21 protein-coding genes are annotated in these 14,548 nt (G+C 49.8%); 18 read left to right on the top strand and 3 right to left on the bottom strand.

Annotation, left to right across the window (positions count from 1 at the left end):
- The first annotated feature begins 534 nt into the window (after positions 1-534).
- The 13 genes from thyX (at position 535) to ACKXGA_RS01895 (ending at position 8,905) form a co-directional block, all read left to right on the top strand.
- A complete protein-coding gene (gene thyX, locus ACKXGA_RS01835) occupies positions 535-1,278 on the top strand; it encodes an FAD-dependent thymidylate synthase (protein ID WP_423729952.1) in 744 nt (247 codons plus the stop codon).
- Complete coding sequence (locus tag ACKXGA_RS01840; protein ID WP_423729953.1) at positions 1,275-1,625, top strand: hypothetical protein; 351 nt, start codon at positions 1,275-1,277, stop codon at positions 1,623-1,625. Before thyX ends, ACKXGA_RS01840 begins: the two co-directional genes overlap by 4 nt.
- A complete protein-coding gene (locus ACKXGA_RS01845) occupies positions 1,606-1,965 on the top strand; it encodes a hypothetical protein (RefSeq protein ID WP_423729954.1) in 360 nt (119 codons plus the stop codon). The genes ACKXGA_RS01840 and ACKXGA_RS01845 overlap by 20 nt, the downstream gene beginning before the upstream one ends.
- Entirely contained in the window at positions 1,952-2,149 is a 198-nt protein-coding gene (locus ACKXGA_RS01850) for a hypothetical protein (RefSeq protein ID WP_117535352.1), read from the top strand. Before ACKXGA_RS01845 ends, ACKXGA_RS01850 begins: the two co-directional genes overlap by 14 nt.
- 107 nt (positions 2,150-2,256) lie before the next feature.
- Entirely contained in the window at positions 2,257-2,574 is a 318-nt protein-coding gene (locus ACKXGA_RS01855; protein ID WP_117504120.1) for a hypothetical protein, read from the top strand.
- Positions 2,575-2,926: 352 nt separating this feature from the next.
- A complete protein-coding gene (locus ACKXGA_RS01860) occupies positions 2,927-3,271 on the top strand; it encodes a hypothetical protein (RefSeq protein WP_423729955.1) in 345 nt (114 codons plus the stop codon).
- Positions 3,272-3,446: 175 nt separating this feature from the next.
- Positions 3,447-3,767 (top strand): hypothetical protein, encoded by a 321-nt coding sequence (locus tag ACKXGA_RS01865; RefSeq protein WP_423729956.1) that lies wholly within the window; start codon positions 3,447-3,449, stop codon positions 3,765-3,767.
- Positions 3,709-4,269: a DUF2800 domain-containing protein gene (locus ACKXGA_RS01870; RefSeq protein ID WP_215665744.1), complete on the top strand. Its 561-nt coding sequence runs from the start codon at positions 3,709-3,711 to the stop codon at positions 4,267-4,269. Before ACKXGA_RS01865 ends, ACKXGA_RS01870 begins: the two co-directional genes overlap by 59 nt.
- On the top strand, positions 4,266-7,031 hold the full coding sequence (locus tag ACKXGA_RS01875) for a helix-turn-helix domain-containing protein (RefSeq protein ID WP_423729957.1): 2,766 nt from the start codon (positions 4,266-4,268) through the stop codon (positions 7,029-7,031). The genes ACKXGA_RS01870 and ACKXGA_RS01875 overlap by 4 nt, the downstream gene beginning before the upstream one ends.
- 28 nt (positions 7,032-7,059) lie before the next feature.
- Positions 7,060-7,329 (top strand): hypothetical protein, encoded by a 270-nt coding sequence (locus ACKXGA_RS01880; protein ID WP_252249546.1) that lies wholly within the window; start codon positions 7,060-7,062, stop codon positions 7,327-7,329.
- Positions 7,330-7,743: 414 nt separating this feature from the next.
- Positions 7,744-8,091 (top strand): hypothetical protein, encoded by a 348-nt coding sequence (locus ACKXGA_RS01885; RefSeq protein ID WP_423729958.1) that lies wholly within the window; start codon positions 7,744-7,746, stop codon positions 8,089-8,091.
- Complete coding sequence (locus ACKXGA_RS01890; RefSeq protein ID WP_317393788.1) at positions 8,078-8,278, top strand: hypothetical protein; 201 nt, start codon at positions 8,078-8,080, stop codon at positions 8,276-8,278. The genes ACKXGA_RS01885 and ACKXGA_RS01890 overlap by 14 nt, the downstream gene beginning before the upstream one ends.
- 180 nt (positions 8,279-8,458) lie before the next feature.
- Positions 8,459-8,905 (top strand): hypothetical protein, encoded by a 447-nt coding sequence (locus ACKXGA_RS01895; protein WP_423729959.1) that lies wholly within the window; start codon positions 8,459-8,461, stop codon positions 8,903-8,905.
- A gap of 5 nt (positions 8,906-8,910) precedes the next feature.
- On the opposite strand, the gene ACKXGA_RS01900 is transcribed toward ACKXGA_RS01895, so the two are convergent.
- Positions 8,911-9,255 carry a hypothetical protein gene (locus ACKXGA_RS01900; protein WP_423729960.1) on the bottom strand — a complete coding sequence of 115 codons (345 nt, stop codon included), beginning with the start codon at positions 9,253-9,255 and terminating at the stop codon, positions 8,911-8,913.
- A 95-nt stretch (positions 9,256-9,350) separates the two neighbouring features.
- Here ACKXGA_RS01900 and ACKXGA_RS01905 point away from each other — a divergent pair, with 95 nt between their 5' ends.
- The 3 genes from ACKXGA_RS01905 to ACKXGA_RS01915 all read left to right on the top strand — a co-directional run bounded on the left by ACKXGA_RS01905 (position 9,351) and on the right by ACKXGA_RS01915 (position 12,248).
- A complete protein-coding gene (locus tag ACKXGA_RS01905; protein ID WP_423729961.1) occupies positions 9,351-9,953 on the top strand; it encodes a DUF7681 family protein in 603 nt (200 codons plus the stop codon).
- Entirely contained in the window at positions 9,950-10,300 is a 351-nt protein-coding gene (locus ACKXGA_RS01910) for a phage head-tail connector protein (RefSeq protein WP_117535363.1), read from the top strand. The genes ACKXGA_RS01905 and ACKXGA_RS01910 overlap by 4 nt, the downstream gene beginning before the upstream one ends.
- Before the next feature lie 202 nt (positions 10,301-10,502).
- Positions 10,503-12,248 (top strand): terminase TerL endonuclease subunit, encoded by a 1,746-nt coding sequence (locus ACKXGA_RS01915; RefSeq protein ID WP_423729962.1) that lies wholly within the window; start codon positions 10,503-10,505, stop codon positions 12,246-12,248.
- An 84-nt stretch (positions 12,249-12,332) separates the two neighbouring features.
- Here ACKXGA_RS01915 and ACKXGA_RS01920 read toward each other — a convergent pair whose 3' ends face one another.
- Both ACKXGA_RS01920 and ACKXGA_RS01925 read right to left on the bottom strand, forming a co-directional pair.
- Positions 12,333-12,485 (bottom strand): hypothetical protein, encoded by a 153-nt coding sequence (locus ACKXGA_RS01920; protein WP_215665738.1) that lies wholly within the window; start codon positions 12,483-12,485, stop codon positions 12,333-12,335.
- 13 nt (positions 12,486-12,498) lie between these two features.
- On the bottom strand, positions 12,499-13,113 hold the full coding sequence (locus tag ACKXGA_RS01925) for a hypothetical protein (protein ID WP_423729963.1): 615 nt from the start codon (positions 13,111-13,113) through the stop codon (positions 12,499-12,501).
- Positions 13,114-13,298: 185 nt separating this feature from the next.
- On the opposite strand from ACKXGA_RS01925, the gene ACKXGA_RS01930 reads away from it, so the two are divergent.
- Together ACKXGA_RS01930 and ACKXGA_RS01935 are read left to right on the top strand one after the other, a co-directional pair.
- On the top strand, positions 13,299-13,934 hold the full coding sequence (locus tag ACKXGA_RS01930) for a hypothetical protein (RefSeq protein WP_423729964.1): 636 nt from the start codon (positions 13,299-13,301) through the stop codon (positions 13,932-13,934).
- A 15-nt stretch (positions 13,935-13,949) separates the two neighbouring features.
- Positions 13,950-14,537 carry a DUF7211 domain-containing protein gene (locus ACKXGA_RS01935; protein WP_423729965.1) on the top strand — a complete coding sequence of 196 codons (588 nt, stop codon included), beginning with the start codon at positions 13,950-13,952 and terminating at the stop codon, positions 14,535-14,537.
- Positions 14,538-14,548: the final 11 nt, after the last annotated feature.

Below are 14,548 nucleotides of genomic sequence, written 5' to 3' on the forward strand. Positions count from 1 at the left end.
TAAATACGTGACAGTATGTCCACGATGCGGTTTCGGGTGCCATAAAGAAGGCAGTGTTATATTGCAATACGATGAAGCGAAAATGATTCCGGTGGTGGATGACCGTGGCTTACAGAGTCTTATTAGAAAGTGGGATTCAATTTTACGAGATCCTGAAGCAGAAAGGATAGCCAATATATGAAACACACCTCTATATTTTCCTGCACAGACAATGGCGGTGGGCATCAGACCTTTGAGGTCAGAGCAACCGACAAACAGGAGGCCATCCGTAAAGGCATGAAGACCGCGAAGAAGTTCGCTTGCGGAGATATCTGCGGCGACTGGGAGTGTAAATTAAAGCGAGAGGATAGTTTATGAACGAAGACTTTGGAGCGATTACCATTCTTGCTCCAAAATGCCAGAAGTGTCCCAAAGTGAAATCCTGCGACCATAAACAAATGGCTCATCTCGGATACATAGTTCAACAAAGGGGCAACGGAAAGAGCCTCAGTCAGCTCGAAATAGTGGATTCACTGATGAAAAGGAGATTTAATTATGAAAATCGTTGAACCTAAGTACGAAATCCTCACTGATATTTCTGAGGGAGGCATTAAGGAGCTCCAGCAGATCGAGCGGGTGGCCCGGGTCTGCTACAAGAGCGAGGACAAGATCACGCCGGATGGTGAGTCGGCAAAGAAACTGGTGGGCTTTCTGGTGAAGCAGGGGCATGAGGCTATGCTGGAGCATTCGCAGCTGAGTGTGCTGTTTACCTGTGATCGTGGCGTGGCCAATGAACTGATAAGGCACCGTATTGCGAGCTTTGCGCAGGAGAGCACACGGTACTGCAACTACTCGAAGGAGAAGTTTGGCGGAGAACTGAGCTTTATTCGGCCGTATTATATTCCTGACGAGCCTAAGGAAAATACAGTCAAAGCAGCTTTTTCGACGGAAGAATTAAAAAAGCTCGAAACAGACTATCAAATCAATAATGCGTGGTATCGGGCTTGCGACGAGGCCGAAGAAGGTTATAGGGCACTTATCGCCAATGGTATGCGTCCCGAACAGGCCCGTTGTGTGCTGCCGCTGTGCCTGAAGACCGAGATCGTGGTGACGGCCAACTACCGTGAGTGGCGCAACATCTTCAAGCTGCGTACTCCTGTGGCGGCCCATCCTCAGATGCGGGAGCTCATGTGCCCGTTGTTGATGGAACTCCAGAAGAAGATCCCAGTGGTGTTCGATGATATTTACACGTACTGGCCTGCGGATGACCAGACACGGAAAGGAAGTATGGTGAAGTGACCATGAAAGGAATTGATAAGAAATATATTGATGTGCTGCAACAGTTTGGCTTTCATTTATACACGACCGAAACCGGGTATAAACTGTGCTATAACCCGATAGGTGGAACATTCTCTGCAAATTTTAATGATGAGAATTTTGTAGAGAACCTAATCAACTTTGCAGAGACATTTGATCCGAGTGCCTATGCCTCGGTTGAAATCGATGGCCCATGTTCAATCAAAGAGCTTGCCGAGACAGTTAAAAATATGGAAAAAATTCAGCTTCTCCTCCTGAAAGTAGCTCTTGCATTTGTAAAGATCGATAAAGAAAGCATGGTGAACGAGAATGCAGCAAAGAACGTATGATTTTCTCGCTAAGTTGAAGGTTCCCATGCTGACCTTTGGCGGAGAGCTGATGGGCGAAGCGGTGGAGATGGTCGTCGATGACTTGAACTCGCACCGATTTATGTCCATGAGGGATATCGAGGCATCACTGGCAGATAAGTTCAATTGCAGCCCTGGTGTTGCGGATCGCCGGATGCGGTATGCATTGGATATGGCGGAGTATCGCTCTGGTGGGGTTAATATTGAGCTGGAGAATTTGAAGAGTACGTACGATATTAAGGTGCTGTCGCTGAAGAAATTCTTGTATGCGGCGGGGAGAAGTTTGATGACGGAGGTGAGTGTGGGTAATGACCGCAGGTGAATTTAACGAACTGGCCAAGCAGGGGAGAGTATGGGCTAAGATCGTGGCTAATTTTAGTGGTGAATACGGACTGGTTGAGAAAATTTCCGGTTTGACGAACCAGTTTGTGAGGTTTCGGTTCAAAGGTAAGAAGTGCGATACGATCATCTCACCGGAGAATGTGATGTTTGAGATTGAGGATTAAGGTATGAAACTGGATAAAAATGTTATTTGGGTGAGGCCGCCCTGATTTACTTGACTATGGGCAGAGCACATGATATCCTAAATACATGACGAATAGGAGGTGCTTTTATGGCACGGACGGTAAAATGCCCTGGCTGTGGTGCGGATCTTACGGTGAAGGATGACAACCGAGATTTCATGTTCTGTGAGTTCTGCGGGACGAAGGTTCGGCTCGATGACTATCAGGAGACGCATCGGTTTGTGGATGAAGCACGAATCCAAGAGTCCAAGGATGCGAAAGAACTTGAGCTTAAGAAGATGGAGCAGGAGAGATGGCGAACCGAAGACGCTAACAAAACTGCTGCTACTTATTTCAAGTGGCTTGGAATCGTCATTGTGATTTTGGTCATAGCGTATATAATTTGCATGGGCTTAGGTATCGCTTGATGCCCATTTCTGCCCATTTTATTTTTCGCATTTTTTGGGATTTTTCGAGAAAACGTAAAAAAGTGCCATTTTTGTGGCCAAAAACCCACTTTGTGGCCAAAAAATTTTCTAAAAATGGCCACAAAATTTAACGTAAATACGTTAAAAATATGCTATTTGGCCAAAAACCCACTTTTTTCTTTAACTTACTTAAAAAAATGAAAAAATATATATAGTAATAGAGGATAAAAAACGGGTTTTTGGCCACAGCGAGTTTTTACCCATTTCCACCTTGCAAAAGAGCGCCAAATAGTGTATTCTTAAAACACCGTGTACGAACGTAGCACTCCTAACATATATGAGGTGAAAAGTTATGGATAAGTACGGTATTGAACATTGGATCACAACTGACCAATATGGAAATGAAGTTGAATGCTTTGCAAATAAATTTGCAGAGGTTCATACGAAACGTCCGATTTGTGTTTGTGGTGAGCCGATGGTGGAAACTCGTGAACTCGAATGGGACTGCCCTAAATGTGGGGCACACCTCGAAGCGGAAGATGTTTCCAGAAGCATCAACCCGGATGATTACATGACCTCCAACCTTGAGCCGGATGAAGACTACGGAGAGTACAAGTATATGGAAGATGACGATGGTAGTCGAGCATTCCTTGCTGGTGCACCTGGATATGAGATTGATTTCTTTCACCTAATTTAATATAGCCACGGCATTGCCTCTGCACGAAAAATGCAGGGGCTTTTTCTTTTGCTCTGAAAATTCCTAAAAATTCACATTTTTTTCTAAAAACTCACGCGAGAAAAACATCCCCTTTTATGGGGGGAATAGAATGCGTCTCAGGATGCACTATTCCTCTTATTTTGGAGGTTGTATCATGCTCGAAAACAAATTCAAGACAGGATTGATAAGGGAGCTGAAAGAACGCTTTCCCGGCTGCATGGTTGTCCATCTTGACCCAAACGAGATTCAGGGAATCCCCGATCTCTTGGTTCTCTACGGCACAACATGGGGCGCATTGGAGGGCAAGAAGTCAGCGAGTGCATCTCATCGTCCAAATCAGGACTATTACGTTCAGCAGATGGATGAGATGAGTTTTGCGGCCTTTATCTATCCCGAAAACAAGGAGGAAGTTCTTAATGAACTGGCGAGATCATTCGAGGCTCACGGGGAAACATGCCCTTCTCGGAGCAAGTAACTACCATTGGTTGAACTATGACGCAGATAGATTGACCAATGCAGTTCTTAATTACCAGGCGAAAGAACGGGGAACACGGCTGCACGCATTTGCAGCAGAGTGCATTGATCTGAAGCAAAAACTGCCGAAGAACAAGAAAACCCTTAATACCTACGTGAACGATGCCATTGGTTTCCGCATGGATACCGAGCAGGTGCTGTATTACAGCGACAACTGCTATGGAACTGCGGATGCCATTTCGTTCAACGATGGGTTCCTTCGTATCCACGACTTAAAAACCGGAGCTGTTCCTGCACATATGGAGCAGCTCTATATTTATGCCGCTCTGTTCTGTCTGGAGTACGGATACCACCCGAAAGATATTCGGATGGAGCTCCGTATCTACCAGAACGATGAAGTTTGGGTCGAGAACCCCACTGAAGAGGAAATCAGCCCTGTCATCGCTAAAATCAAAGAGTTCGACCCGATCATCACTGATATTTTGTTAGGAGTGGCAGCATGAATCCGATTGAAAAAGACCTCCGTTCTTATTTTGGCATCACTTCCGAAAGCAATATCCTGGAACACTACGGCACCAAGCGGCATTCTGGTCGCTATCCTTGGGGTTCTGGCGACAATCCGTATCAGCATTCCGGCGATTTCCTGTCTCGTGTAGAGGAGCTTAAAAAGAAGGGCCTCTCGGAGAAGGAAATCCTGGAGACCATCAACGACTCTCTCCCTGACGAGTATAAGATGGGCCTGACCGAGTTCCGCACTGCACGTCAGAAAGCAGGCCATGACCGTAAGGCATTGGAGTACGATCAGATTCGTGCGCTGAAGGATGACGGTCTTGGTTGGAAGGAAATTGGCGACAAGCTCGGCATGAGCGAGTCAAGTGTGAGGTCCAAGTATAACAATGCGATTGGCGAAAAAGCCAGCCAGGCTGAGAAGATTGCCGCGACTCTGAAAGAAGAGGTCGATAAGAAGGGCATGATTGATATTTCTGAGGGCGCAAATCAGGTCCTCGGAGTGTCGGAAAGCAAGTTGGACGAGGCTGCTTATATTCTGGAAGCAGAATATGGGTATCAGCGCTATGGCGTTGGCATCAGGCAGCCGACTAATGTCCGTCAGCAGACAAACATCACCGTCCTCGCGAAGCCTGAGTTTGACCAGAAGTATGCTTATCAGCATCAGGATCAGATCGATTCTCTGGGCGATTACCACTCCGATGATGGCGGCGAGACCTTCACGAAGCTTCAGCGCCCCTCTAGTCTGGATTCCAGTCGAGTTGCAATTCGTTATGGCGATGAAGGCGGTCTGGACAAAGACGGTGTTATGGAGATTCGCCGTGGTGTACCCGACCTTGACCTCGGCAAGAGCCATTATGCGCAGGTTCGTATCCTCGTTGACGGCGACCATTATCTGAAGGGCATGGCTGTCTATTCTGATGATCTGCCGGATGGTGTGGACGTTATGTTCAACACCAATAAGCCTTCTGGCACGCCCAAAATGAAGGTCCTCAAGGAAGCAAAAGCGGATCCTGATAACCCGTTTGGCGCAGCTATCAAGGCCAACGGACAGAGCATGTATATTGGCGAAGATGGCAAAGAGCACCTCTCGCCGATCAACAAGCTGAAAGAAGAGGGCGACTGGGATACGATGTCCCGGAACGTCTCTTCTCAGTTCCTTTCCAAGCAGCCCAAGAAGCTGATCGAGAACCAGCTTAACCTTACTGTCGCGGATTACAAAGCCCAATATGATGAAATCATGCGGTACGATAATCCTACGGTCAAAAAGAAGTTGCTCAACGATTTTGCTGATACGGTTGAGGGAACGTCCATGACCCTGAAGGCATCTGCTTTCCCGGGTCAGTCCACGAAGGTTATCCTGCCAATCAATAAGATCAAGGAGACAGAGGCGTATTGCCCCACCTATGAGAACGGCACTCGGCTTGCACTGATCCGTTATCCTCATGCAGGTACCTTTGAGATTCCCATTGTGACTGTCAACAACAAGAATGTCAGCGGTAAGCGGAATCTCGGTGCAATTCAGGATGCAATCGGCATCAATGCAAAGGTTGCAGAGCGCCTGTCTGGTGCGGACTTCGATGGCGACACGGTTATGGCAATCCCTGTTACTGACAAAGTCAACATTAAGTCTACTCGTGCGCTGAAAGCATTGGAAGGATTCGATCCCAAGACCGCTTATGCAGTTCCTGAAGGCAATCCGAACAATGTCAGGCTGATGAAGAAAGAGGAGAAGCAGCGCGAAATGGGCGTGATCTCCAACCTCATCACTGATATGACATTGCGAGGTGCTGATGAGGACGAGCTTGCACGTGCCGTTAAGCACTCCATGGTTGTTATCGATGCAGAAAAGCATAAGCTGGACTATAAGCGCTCTGAGCGCGAAAACGGTATCCCCGAGCTGAAGCAGAAGTGGCAGATTCGTGTGGACGAGGAAGGTGCTACACATTATGGTGGCGCATCCACGCTCCTGTCTCGCCGTAAGCAGACGGTTCGTGTGCCCGAGCGTCGCGGCAGTGTTCGAGTCGATAAGGAAACAGGCGAATACATCTACAAAGAAAGTGGACGTACCTTCACCGACCCCAAGACGGGTAAGGAACGTAAGGCTGAGGATACAGTCAGTCTGATCTCCGAAACGAAGGATGCGCGCACGCTGTCTTCTGGCACCATCCAAGAGAACCTGTACGCGGACTTCTCCAACAAGCTGAAGGCCATGGCCAACCAGGCGCGCAAAGAGGCGGTCAACATGAAGGGCATCCAGCGTAACCCTGAAGCGGCCAAGACCTATGCGCCTGAGGTTGCCTCCCTGAAAGAGAAGTATAACAACATGGTCGCTAACAAGCCTAAGGAGCGCAAAGCGATGCTGATTGCGAACGCCAATATTAAGGCGAAGATTCAGGAACAGGGCTTGGATCCTACGATTGACAAGAAAGAAATCAAGAAGATCTCTTCTGTTGAGATGCAGCGTGCTCGCGATTCTGTTGGCGCAAGCGGACGCAAGTCCAAGATTACCTTCACGGACAGGGAATGGGAAGCTATTCAGGCTGGCGCAATTTCCGACAATATGTTGACGAAATTCCTTAATTCGTCTGATTCCGATGAAATTGTAAAACGTGCAATGCCGAAAAATGTTGCTGTTATGACTTCTGCAAAGATGTCCAAAGCAAACGCAATGCTGAGAAGCGGTTATTCTTATGCTGAAATCGCCAAGGCCTGCGGTGTTCCGGAGTCCACGGTTTACAGTGCGCTCAACAAATAACAATCAATTAAGAAAGAGGCTTTGAATAATGGTTCGATGCTTTCTTACCACCTTTGACAACCCGTACAGTCCGTACGAGGAGTTCGAGAAGTGGTATCAGTATGATATCGAGCACGGCTACAACTCTTCCGGTTTGCTTATGAGGATCGCCGAGACCTCATCTCAGTTCACGGACAACGAAAATGCCTATGAAATTGAGAAGGCAATCGACAAGATCGTTGCTGCTGACCCGATAAACATTTACAAGAAGCTCAAGATCACCGTGCCCGATGAGGACACGCTCGGCCAAACCGCGTAAACCATAGGGAGGGGGTCTCAAAATCGACACCCCCTCTCAAATCGCGCCGGTCTTTGATATTTCCCCGGAGGGAAAATTGATATTTGGGCTTTAAGGCTCCGACAGCGAAAGCTGCCGATTATATTTGTGTAAACTCTCGATACCTGTATCCACAGCAGGTGTTAAGATTTACAGTCATATGGGAAATTGCCGAGGTTCTGGGGTGTAGACCGGGACTTCGGCGGTTTTTGCAAGGGCTCATGGGATTAGTATCCTCCTATATATTTGGGTTCAGGGCTTTCACGATGTTCAACCTCCATTGGGCATGATCTGCTTTTTCTTCTCCTTTCAAATGAGACAGGCTTAACTGGTACTACTGCGACTCCCATGAACCCTTGCAAAAGCAAAATAAGAATGTGAAACGAGGTTATTGCAATGAAACCTAAGAAGTCTGCTCCGGGCGAAATGTCGGCTGCAACTTCGCGGCCTGCAAGAACCCCGGAAGCACAAGAAAACTATATGATCAACCTGGCGATGAAGCTGGTTGAGAAACGACTGCTGGAAGGTACGGCATCCAGCGCTGAGACGACCCATTTTCTGAAGCTGGCGACCTCTAAGAATGAGTTGGAGAAAACAAAGCTGGAAGAGGAAAACAAGCTGCTGAGGGCAAAGACTGAGACACTCCAGAATGCAAAGCACTCCGAGGAGATGTACGAGAAGGCCATTGCTGCCATGAAGAAATACAACGGCTTGGGAGAGGATGACGAGTATGACATTAATTGACGTTGCATTTGCCCTGAGCATGGTTGTGATGATTATTTTCGTACCACTATTCTTTGCCGAGTGGGTCGAGAAGCACACCCAGAGTTATGCGCTTGAGATATTTGCGCATTTCGGAATGCCTGCGCTACTGTGGTGTGTAATGTTGGTGCTGTATGAATTGCTGCGTAAGAATGGGGTAGTTGGGTGAAATGTCAATAACGAATATCCAGATGCTATTGGCTGTACTGTGGTTATGCAGTTTTGCAATCTTCATGGTGGCCGTATACTTGGGGAAGCATCCGGAAAATGCTGTAAGTACGACCATGCTGTATGTTCTCGGGGTGCTGTCTGGGGTTATTGCACTCTGCGAGATACTGGAGCTGTTTACATGAAAAGCTACACGGAGCTATGCACACTGCCGACATACGAGGAGAGGCTGGAGTATTTACAGCTGCACGGGGAAGTGGGGAGAGACACCTTTGGGTTCGACCGATGGCTGAACCAGGACTTCTACCAATCGAGAGAGTGGCGGCAGTTCCGAGACAGGATCATTGCCCGGGACATGGGATGCGACCTGGGATGCAAAGACCACCCGATCACAGACTGGGTGCTGCGGGACGGAAAGCCGATTCGACCGAAGATCTCCATCCACCACATAAACCCCATAACAAAAGATGACATTCTCCAGCACAGCGAAAAGCTGCTTGATCCGGAGAACGCCATTTGTGTTTCGGCGGCAACGCACAAGGTGATCCATTACGGAACAGGAAAGGGCCCGAAGCTGCCGGACGGAGAAAGAAGACCGGGCGACACCTGCCCATGGATAAAAACATGAATAAGTCACAAGAAGAAACTGACAATGGCTAAGGCGACAAAAAGCAAAACGACACCGACTTGGATGTACATTCCGTGATCACCGAGAAGATCAAGAGTTCTTTCGAGAATATGCTTGGCTCTATCGATAAATTCGGTGACCGAAAATTCTGGAATATGGCGATTTACTATTTCTGCATAGGTGCGAAGTTCTTCGTTATCATTGTCCGAATCCGTCTGACGACTGCTTGGCTCATCAGATAAAGAATCATCGGGCTTGAACTGTGATCCGCAATAAGGGCACTCGAGAAATGCACCGTGGTCATCCATTTTTACAGGAGCACCGCAGTTTGGACAGGTGTAAGACTGCATATATTGCCTCCGAAGTATAAGAAATACCGTTTGCGATAAGTATATCAATCCATATGTTGTATGTAAAGAAGAAAGTCTGATATCCAGTGGAGGAAATGAGTATGTACCAGAAAAAAGCATTTAACCGGCGAGAGCAGGACTACGCCATAGGGCTGCGGCGGAAGCTGGAAGAGGCAGAGGCGATGCTCCAGCACCTTGCACCGAGCCGCGCGAGAAGCCTGGCGCTGACCAAGCTGGACGAGGCACTGCTCTGGGCGAACGTGGGCATTGCGGAGGCCGGGCTCCAGCAGGGCTATACGGCTGTACCGCGGAACAGGAGCTTTGACTTTGACGATGCTTTGGCCACGAATGTGGATGGGCAGCAGGTGCGGGCAACACGGGCCGGGGATATTACGCTTGATGGGATGAAGATTGTCCCGCGGAGGGATGAGAATCATGCTGTGACCGCACAAAACGCTGCTCCGAGTGCTGAGGGAGATCTCGTTTTGCTGAAACCTGGTCAAGTGGCGATCGATGCGGGGAGGCTGGCCAAGCTGGTCGAGGAGAGTGCACAGAAAGAAGCGGCCATGGGGAAGGACGGCGCGCCCCACCATCTGGCCGAACTGGAATTTCTGGCGAGGGCTCAGAAGGACTGGTACTACGCCATGATGAGCTACATTATGGGTGGCGACAGCGATGTCGAGGAGGAATCAAAATGAATTCGATCCTGACGAGCGTGAAGAAGCTGCTGGGCATTGCCGAGGAGTGCACCGACTTTGATGCGGACATCATCATGTACATCAACATGGCGCTGTTTGCACTGGTGCAGATGGGCGTGGGGCCCGGCGAGGGGTACGCCATTTCCGGGAAAGAAAACGAATGGACGGAGTTCGTTGCCGACCCGGTGAAGGTGGAAGCGGTGAAGGCTTACGTGGCCGTGAAGGTACGGCTGCTGGGCTTTGACCCGCCACAGAGCAGCACCACCATGGAAGCGCTGAAGAATACCGCCTCCGAGATGGAATGGCGGCTGAACGTGGAGCACGACAACACATGGGACGGACAGTAGCAGCACGATGGGTGGAGCACTGGATGGAAACACCGGAGAAAAAGGACTGGTTTGGGCGGGTAACGCAGGATATCTGCAACGGATGCGCCCGACATGGAACCGGCGAATGCCCGGAGGATATCCGATGCTTTTACACCCTGGACAAGCCCTTTTACCGGCCCAAAACCTGAACGAGTGAAACGGAGCAAGACGAGGAACCAAAATGGCATTATCGAACACGGCCACGCCGATCTACTACGGCCGTTTTCGGGAGGCCGTGATGCGTGGCGAAATACCCGTATGCCGGGAAATTGCCATGGAGATGGAGCGGATCGACGACCTGATCGCCAACCCAGGCATCTACTATGACGACAAGGCGGTGAACGGCTTTATCTCCTTTTGCGAGGATGAGCTGACCCTGACTGACGGCACCGACGTGAAGCTGCTGGACAGTTTCAAGTTATGGGCTGAAGAGATCTTTGGGTGGTATTACTTTGTGGAACGAAGCATCTTTGTGCCGAACGAGCGCGGAGGCGGCGGACACTACGAGACCCGGCGGCTGAAAAAGCGGCTGGTGACAAAGCAATACCTCATCATTACCCGATCGGCCGCGAAAACCATGTATCTGGAGTTTTTGCAGGCGTACTTCCTGACGGCGTACACCACTACGACCCAGCAGCTGACCACCGCCCCGACCATGAAGCAGGCCGAGGAGGTGCTGGCACCCTTCCGCACCGCATTGGCGCGGGCAAAGGGGCCGGTGTTCCAGTTCATGACCGAGGGCAGCCTGCAAAACACCACCGGCTCCAAGGCAGACCGGGTGAAGATGGCTTCCACCAAGAAGGGCATCGAGAACTTTTTGACCAACAGCCTGCTGGAAGTGCGCCCGATGACCATTGAGAAGCTGCAAGGACGGCGCGACACTGTGGCGACCGTGGACGAGTGGCTCTCTTGCGACATCCGGGAAGACCCCATTGGTGCCATTGAGCAGGGTGCAGCCAAGAACGAGAATTACCTCATCGTGGCGGCTTCCTCCGAGGGCACGGTGCGCAACGGCTGCGGCGACGACATCAAAATGGAGTTGATGAGCATCCTGAAAGGGGAGTACGTCAACCCCCATGTGTCCATCTGGTACTACAAGCTGGACTCCATTGAGGAAGTGGGCCAGCCGGAGATGTGGCTGAAGGCCAACCCGAACCTGGGCAAGACCGTGAGCTACGAGACCTACCAGTTGGACGTGGAGCGTGCGGAGAAATCCCCCAGCGCCCGGAACGATATTCTGGCCAAGCGCTTCAACCTGCCTATGGAGGGCTACACCTATTTCTTCCCCTACGAGGAGACCCTGTGCCACAGGAAGAGAAGCTTCTGGCAGATGCCCTGTGCCATGGGCGCGGACCTTTCCATGGGCGACGACTTCTGCGCCTTTACCTTCCTGTTTCCGCTGTCCAACGGATATTTTGGGGTTAAGACGCGGGACTACATCACATCCTACACCCTCAGCCAGCTTCCGGCTTCGAGACGGCAGCAGTATGAGGAATTCATGCGGGAAGGGACCCTGTTCGTGTTTGACGGCACGGTTCTGGACATGATGCAGGTATACGATGACCTGGACAACTTTATCATGGAGAACGAGTACGACGTGCGGGCGTTTGGCTACGACCCCTACAACGCACAGGAGTTCGTGAAGCGCTGGGGCGATGAAAACAGCACCTTTGGCGTTGTGAAAGTGATCCAGGGTGCAAAGACCGAAAGCGTGCCGCTGGGTGAGCTGAAAAAGCTGAGCGAACAGCGGAAGCTGCTGTTTGACGAACAGTTGATGCAATTTGCCATGGGCAACTGCATTACGCTGGTGGACACCAACGGCAACCGGAAGCTCTACAAACAGCGGCAGGATCAGAAGATCGATGCCGTGGCTGCTATGATGGACGCTTACGTGGCATGGAAACAGAACCGGGATGCGTTTGAATAAAACGGAACCGCCAGCGTATTACGGAACGAAAACGCAGTACGCTGGCGGTTTTTGTTTTTTTGCACGGGAAATCCAAATAGATGGTCAGTCATCGTCATCTGCGGAAGCCCAGTCAATATTTTTGGTGTGACAGGATGGGCAGGTCCAATAGCCCTCTTCGTTATCGCCATCTTCCCAGGGCGCTGTGTAAGGTGCATTGCGAAGATCACGGCCACAGTTGATGCAGTAGTTTTCCATAGAGATACTCCCTTCAGGTTTTCTTTACTTGATATGGCTGATCATGCGGATCTCGGAATGTCATATCCGGAGGAAGGTCTTCTCCGGTCTGCTCTTTGAACTTGCCAATCTTCTCTTGAGACGGATGACAACCTTCATGAAGATGAACCATGATCATGCCAAGTGAATGTATGATGGTTTCATAGTCGTCCGGATTACGAGGCGCATATTTCCGGTGATCAGGCTCTGATTCTTCTGGTTCGGAAAAAACCTTTGCAGATATGGAATTATCCTGTTCCGCATCTGCATCTATGGACAGCGAGTGATTCTGGTCTTCAGGCAATTCGTTCGTGGATTCCGTGAGTTGCGGAAGGGCAGCATTGTCATCCTTCAGGTTTAAATAAAATGCTCCTACGGCAAGGGTAACGATACCTGCGATTCCAATTCCCTTAGTGAATCCGGGATGGGCTGTTCTGAAATCGTTCAGTTTTACTTTACTCTTCGCAATGGCATTGTACTTATTGAAGTCAGGATCCTGATCGTAGGGCACGATACTTTTTGTATGACAGTTCTCGCAGGTTACCGTGCGTGGCAGCCATCGCGGGATGGCCAATTCCTTACCACAGTTCGGGCAATGACAAGTAAACATGGGCGGCTCCTTTTGCTTCTATGCCTTGAGTATAGCATAAGTGCAGAAAAAGGCAATAAGAAACATGGAAATTCTGTCGAAAATTATAATAGGAGTATTTATGAACGGCTGTGCTTATAACGAAAAAGTAAAGAGGGCAACGAAGCTGTTGCCCACGCACTGTTGAAAGAATGAGGTGAGCAAAAATGAACGATTATTGGAACTATCTGGCGCATGGCGACCTGGGAAAAGAGCGAAAGGGGCACAAATACTATGCCCGTGTTGCTGTTGGACGGAACAAATTGGGATTTACCCAGTATCGTTATTTCTACGATGCGCGAGAATATGGCGCGTACATGACTCGGCAGAAAAACAACCGGTATTCGCCTAAATTCGAGGGCAAAAAGAACACGACGTACTTTGTAACCGGAAAAGGAACATCGATGGTGGATGGTGGCACTGCTAACAAAGATATTCAGCGAGCAAAAGGACTTGGTGTCTATACCACTCACTATCTCTCTAACGAAAAAGGAACTCCGACCGGAGCCACCGCCACGAGCGAAGCCAAAACCGTGAAAGACCATCCGAATCTGCGGAAAGCGAAGCAACGCATCAAGACCGCTGTCGAAAAAGGCAAGAAGTTTGTGTCGGGGTTGGTTACTCACAACACTAAAATCACAATGCTGCGAGATATGGATGGAAAGAGTACCAGGAAGTATGTTTCCGGAAAAAAGAAGGGCAAGAGCTTCATATCGAGCCTGTTCGGTGATAATCCTAAAATTACGATGCTGAAGGACATGGACGGAAAGAGCGTTAAGAAGTACATTGCCGGAAAGAAATGAGGTGATGAGACAAATATGCAGGTATACAAGGACGAGCTATACCACTGGGGCATCAAGGGCATGAAGTGGGGCGTGCGGCGGTACCAGAACAAGGATGGTACCCTGACGGCCGCAGGCAGGAAACACTATGCCGGAGACGGGAACGCCGGTGAGGATGCACAGAAGCCCAAGACAGAGTATGCGCCCAAGCGAACCGGAAAAAACGCGGAGGACTACTCCGACGAGGAGCTGCGGGCACGGATTAACCGGCTGCAAATGGAAAAGCAGTACCGGGATCTTCAGGGGCAGACCAACATCCGGGCGGACGACCCCAATAAGGAACTGAAAGCCGAGAAAGAGCGGCTCCAGCTCCAGAAGGACGTGAAACAGCTGCGGAAGGACGTATACAGCGGGCAGAGCTTTGTGAAGACCGTAATGACGAACGCTTCCCAGCAGTTTTTGACCAAGGCCGCTTCCGGTGCTATGAGCTACGCAGCAAAACAGTTCATCACGAAGGAACTCAAGAACCCTGATCTGGCGAACGCCATTGTGAGCGGAAGCGCTGGCGGAAACCAGCAGAAGAAAGACGATGACAAGAAAGACGACGACAAGAAAGACAGTTAAGGTCTGGAGGA

The sequence above is a fragment of the Faecalibacterium hominis (ex Afrizal et al. 2022) genome (genome assembly GCF_049545105.1).
Lineage (GTDB): Bacteria > Bacillota > Clostridia > Oscillospirales > Ruminococcaceae > Faecalibacterium > Faecalibacterium duncaniae.

Excerpts from the sequence above, each read along its gene's own strand:
- thyX (WP_423729952.1), top strand. The coding sequence starts at position 535 with ATGAAAATCGTTGAACCTAAGTACGAAATCCTCACTGATATTTCTGAG.
- ACKXGA_RS01845 (WP_423729954.1), top strand. The coding sequence starts at position 1,606 with ATGCAGCAAAGAACGTATGATTTTCTCGCTAAGTTGAAGGTTCCCATG.
- ACKXGA_RS01850 (WP_117535352.1), top strand. The coding sequence starts at position 1,952 with ATGACCGCAGGTGAATTTAACGAACTGGCCAAGCAGGGGAGAGTATGG.
- ACKXGA_RS01855 (WP_117504120.1), top strand. The coding sequence starts at position 2,257 with ATGGCACGGACGGTAAAATGCCCTGGCTGTGGTGCGGATCTTACGGTG.
- ACKXGA_RS01860 (WP_423729955.1), top strand. The coding sequence starts at position 2,927 with ATGGATAAGTACGGTATTGAACATTGGATCACAACTGACCAATATGGA.
- ACKXGA_RS01865 (WP_423729956.1), top strand. The coding sequence starts at position 3,447 with ATGCTCGAAAACAAATTCAAGACAGGATTGATAAGGGAGCTGAAAGAA.
- ACKXGA_RS01870 (WP_215665744.1), top strand. The coding sequence starts at position 3,709 with ATGAACTGGCGAGATCATTCGAGGCTCACGGGGAAACATGCCCTTCTC.
- ACKXGA_RS01875 (WP_423729957.1), top strand. The coding sequence starts at position 4,266 with ATGAATCCGATTGAAAAAGACCTCCGTTCTTATTTTGGCATCACTTCC.
- ACKXGA_RS01880 (WP_252249546.1), top strand. The coding sequence starts at position 7,060 with ATGGTTCGATGCTTTCTTACCACCTTTGACAACCCGTACAGTCCGTAC.
- ACKXGA_RS01885 (WP_423729958.1), top strand. The coding sequence starts at position 7,744 with ATGAAACCTAAGAAGTCTGCTCCGGGCGAAATGTCGGCTGCAACTTCG.
- ACKXGA_RS01890 (WP_317393788.1), top strand. The coding sequence starts at position 8,078 with ATGACATTAATTGACGTTGCATTTGCCCTGAGCATGGTTGTGATGATT.
- ACKXGA_RS01895 (WP_423729959.1), top strand. The coding sequence starts at position 8,459 with ATGAAAAGCTACACGGAGCTATGCACACTGCCGACATACGAGGAGAGG.
- ACKXGA_RS01900 (WP_423729960.1), bottom strand. The coding sequence starts at position 9,255 with ATGCAGTCTTACACCTGTCCAAACTGCGGTGCTCCTGTAAAAATGGAT.
- ACKXGA_RS01905 (WP_423729961.1), top strand. The coding sequence starts at position 9,351 with ATGAGTATGTACCAGAAAAAAGCATTTAACCGGCGAGAGCAGGACTAC.
- ACKXGA_RS01910 (WP_117535363.1), top strand. The coding sequence starts at position 9,950 with ATGAATTCGATCCTGACGAGCGTGAAGAAGCTGCTGGGCATTGCCGAG.
- ACKXGA_RS01915 (WP_423729962.1), top strand. The coding sequence starts at position 10,503 with ATGGCATTATCGAACACGGCCACGCCGATCTACTACGGCCGTTTTCGG.
- ACKXGA_RS01920 (WP_215665738.1), bottom strand. The coding sequence starts at position 12,485 with ATGGAAAACTACTGCATCAACTGTGGCCGTGATCTTCGCAATGCACCT.
- ACKXGA_RS01925 (WP_423729963.1), bottom strand. The coding sequence starts at position 13,113 with ATGTTTACTTGTCATTGCCCGAACTGTGGTAAGGAATTGGCCATCCCG.
- ACKXGA_RS01930 (WP_423729964.1), top strand. The coding sequence starts at position 13,299 with ATGAACGATTATTGGAACTATCTGGCGCATGGCGACCTGGGAAAAGAG.
- ACKXGA_RS01935 (WP_423729965.1), top strand. The coding sequence starts at position 13,950 with ATGCAGGTATACAAGGACGAGCTATACCACTGGGGCATCAAGGGCATG.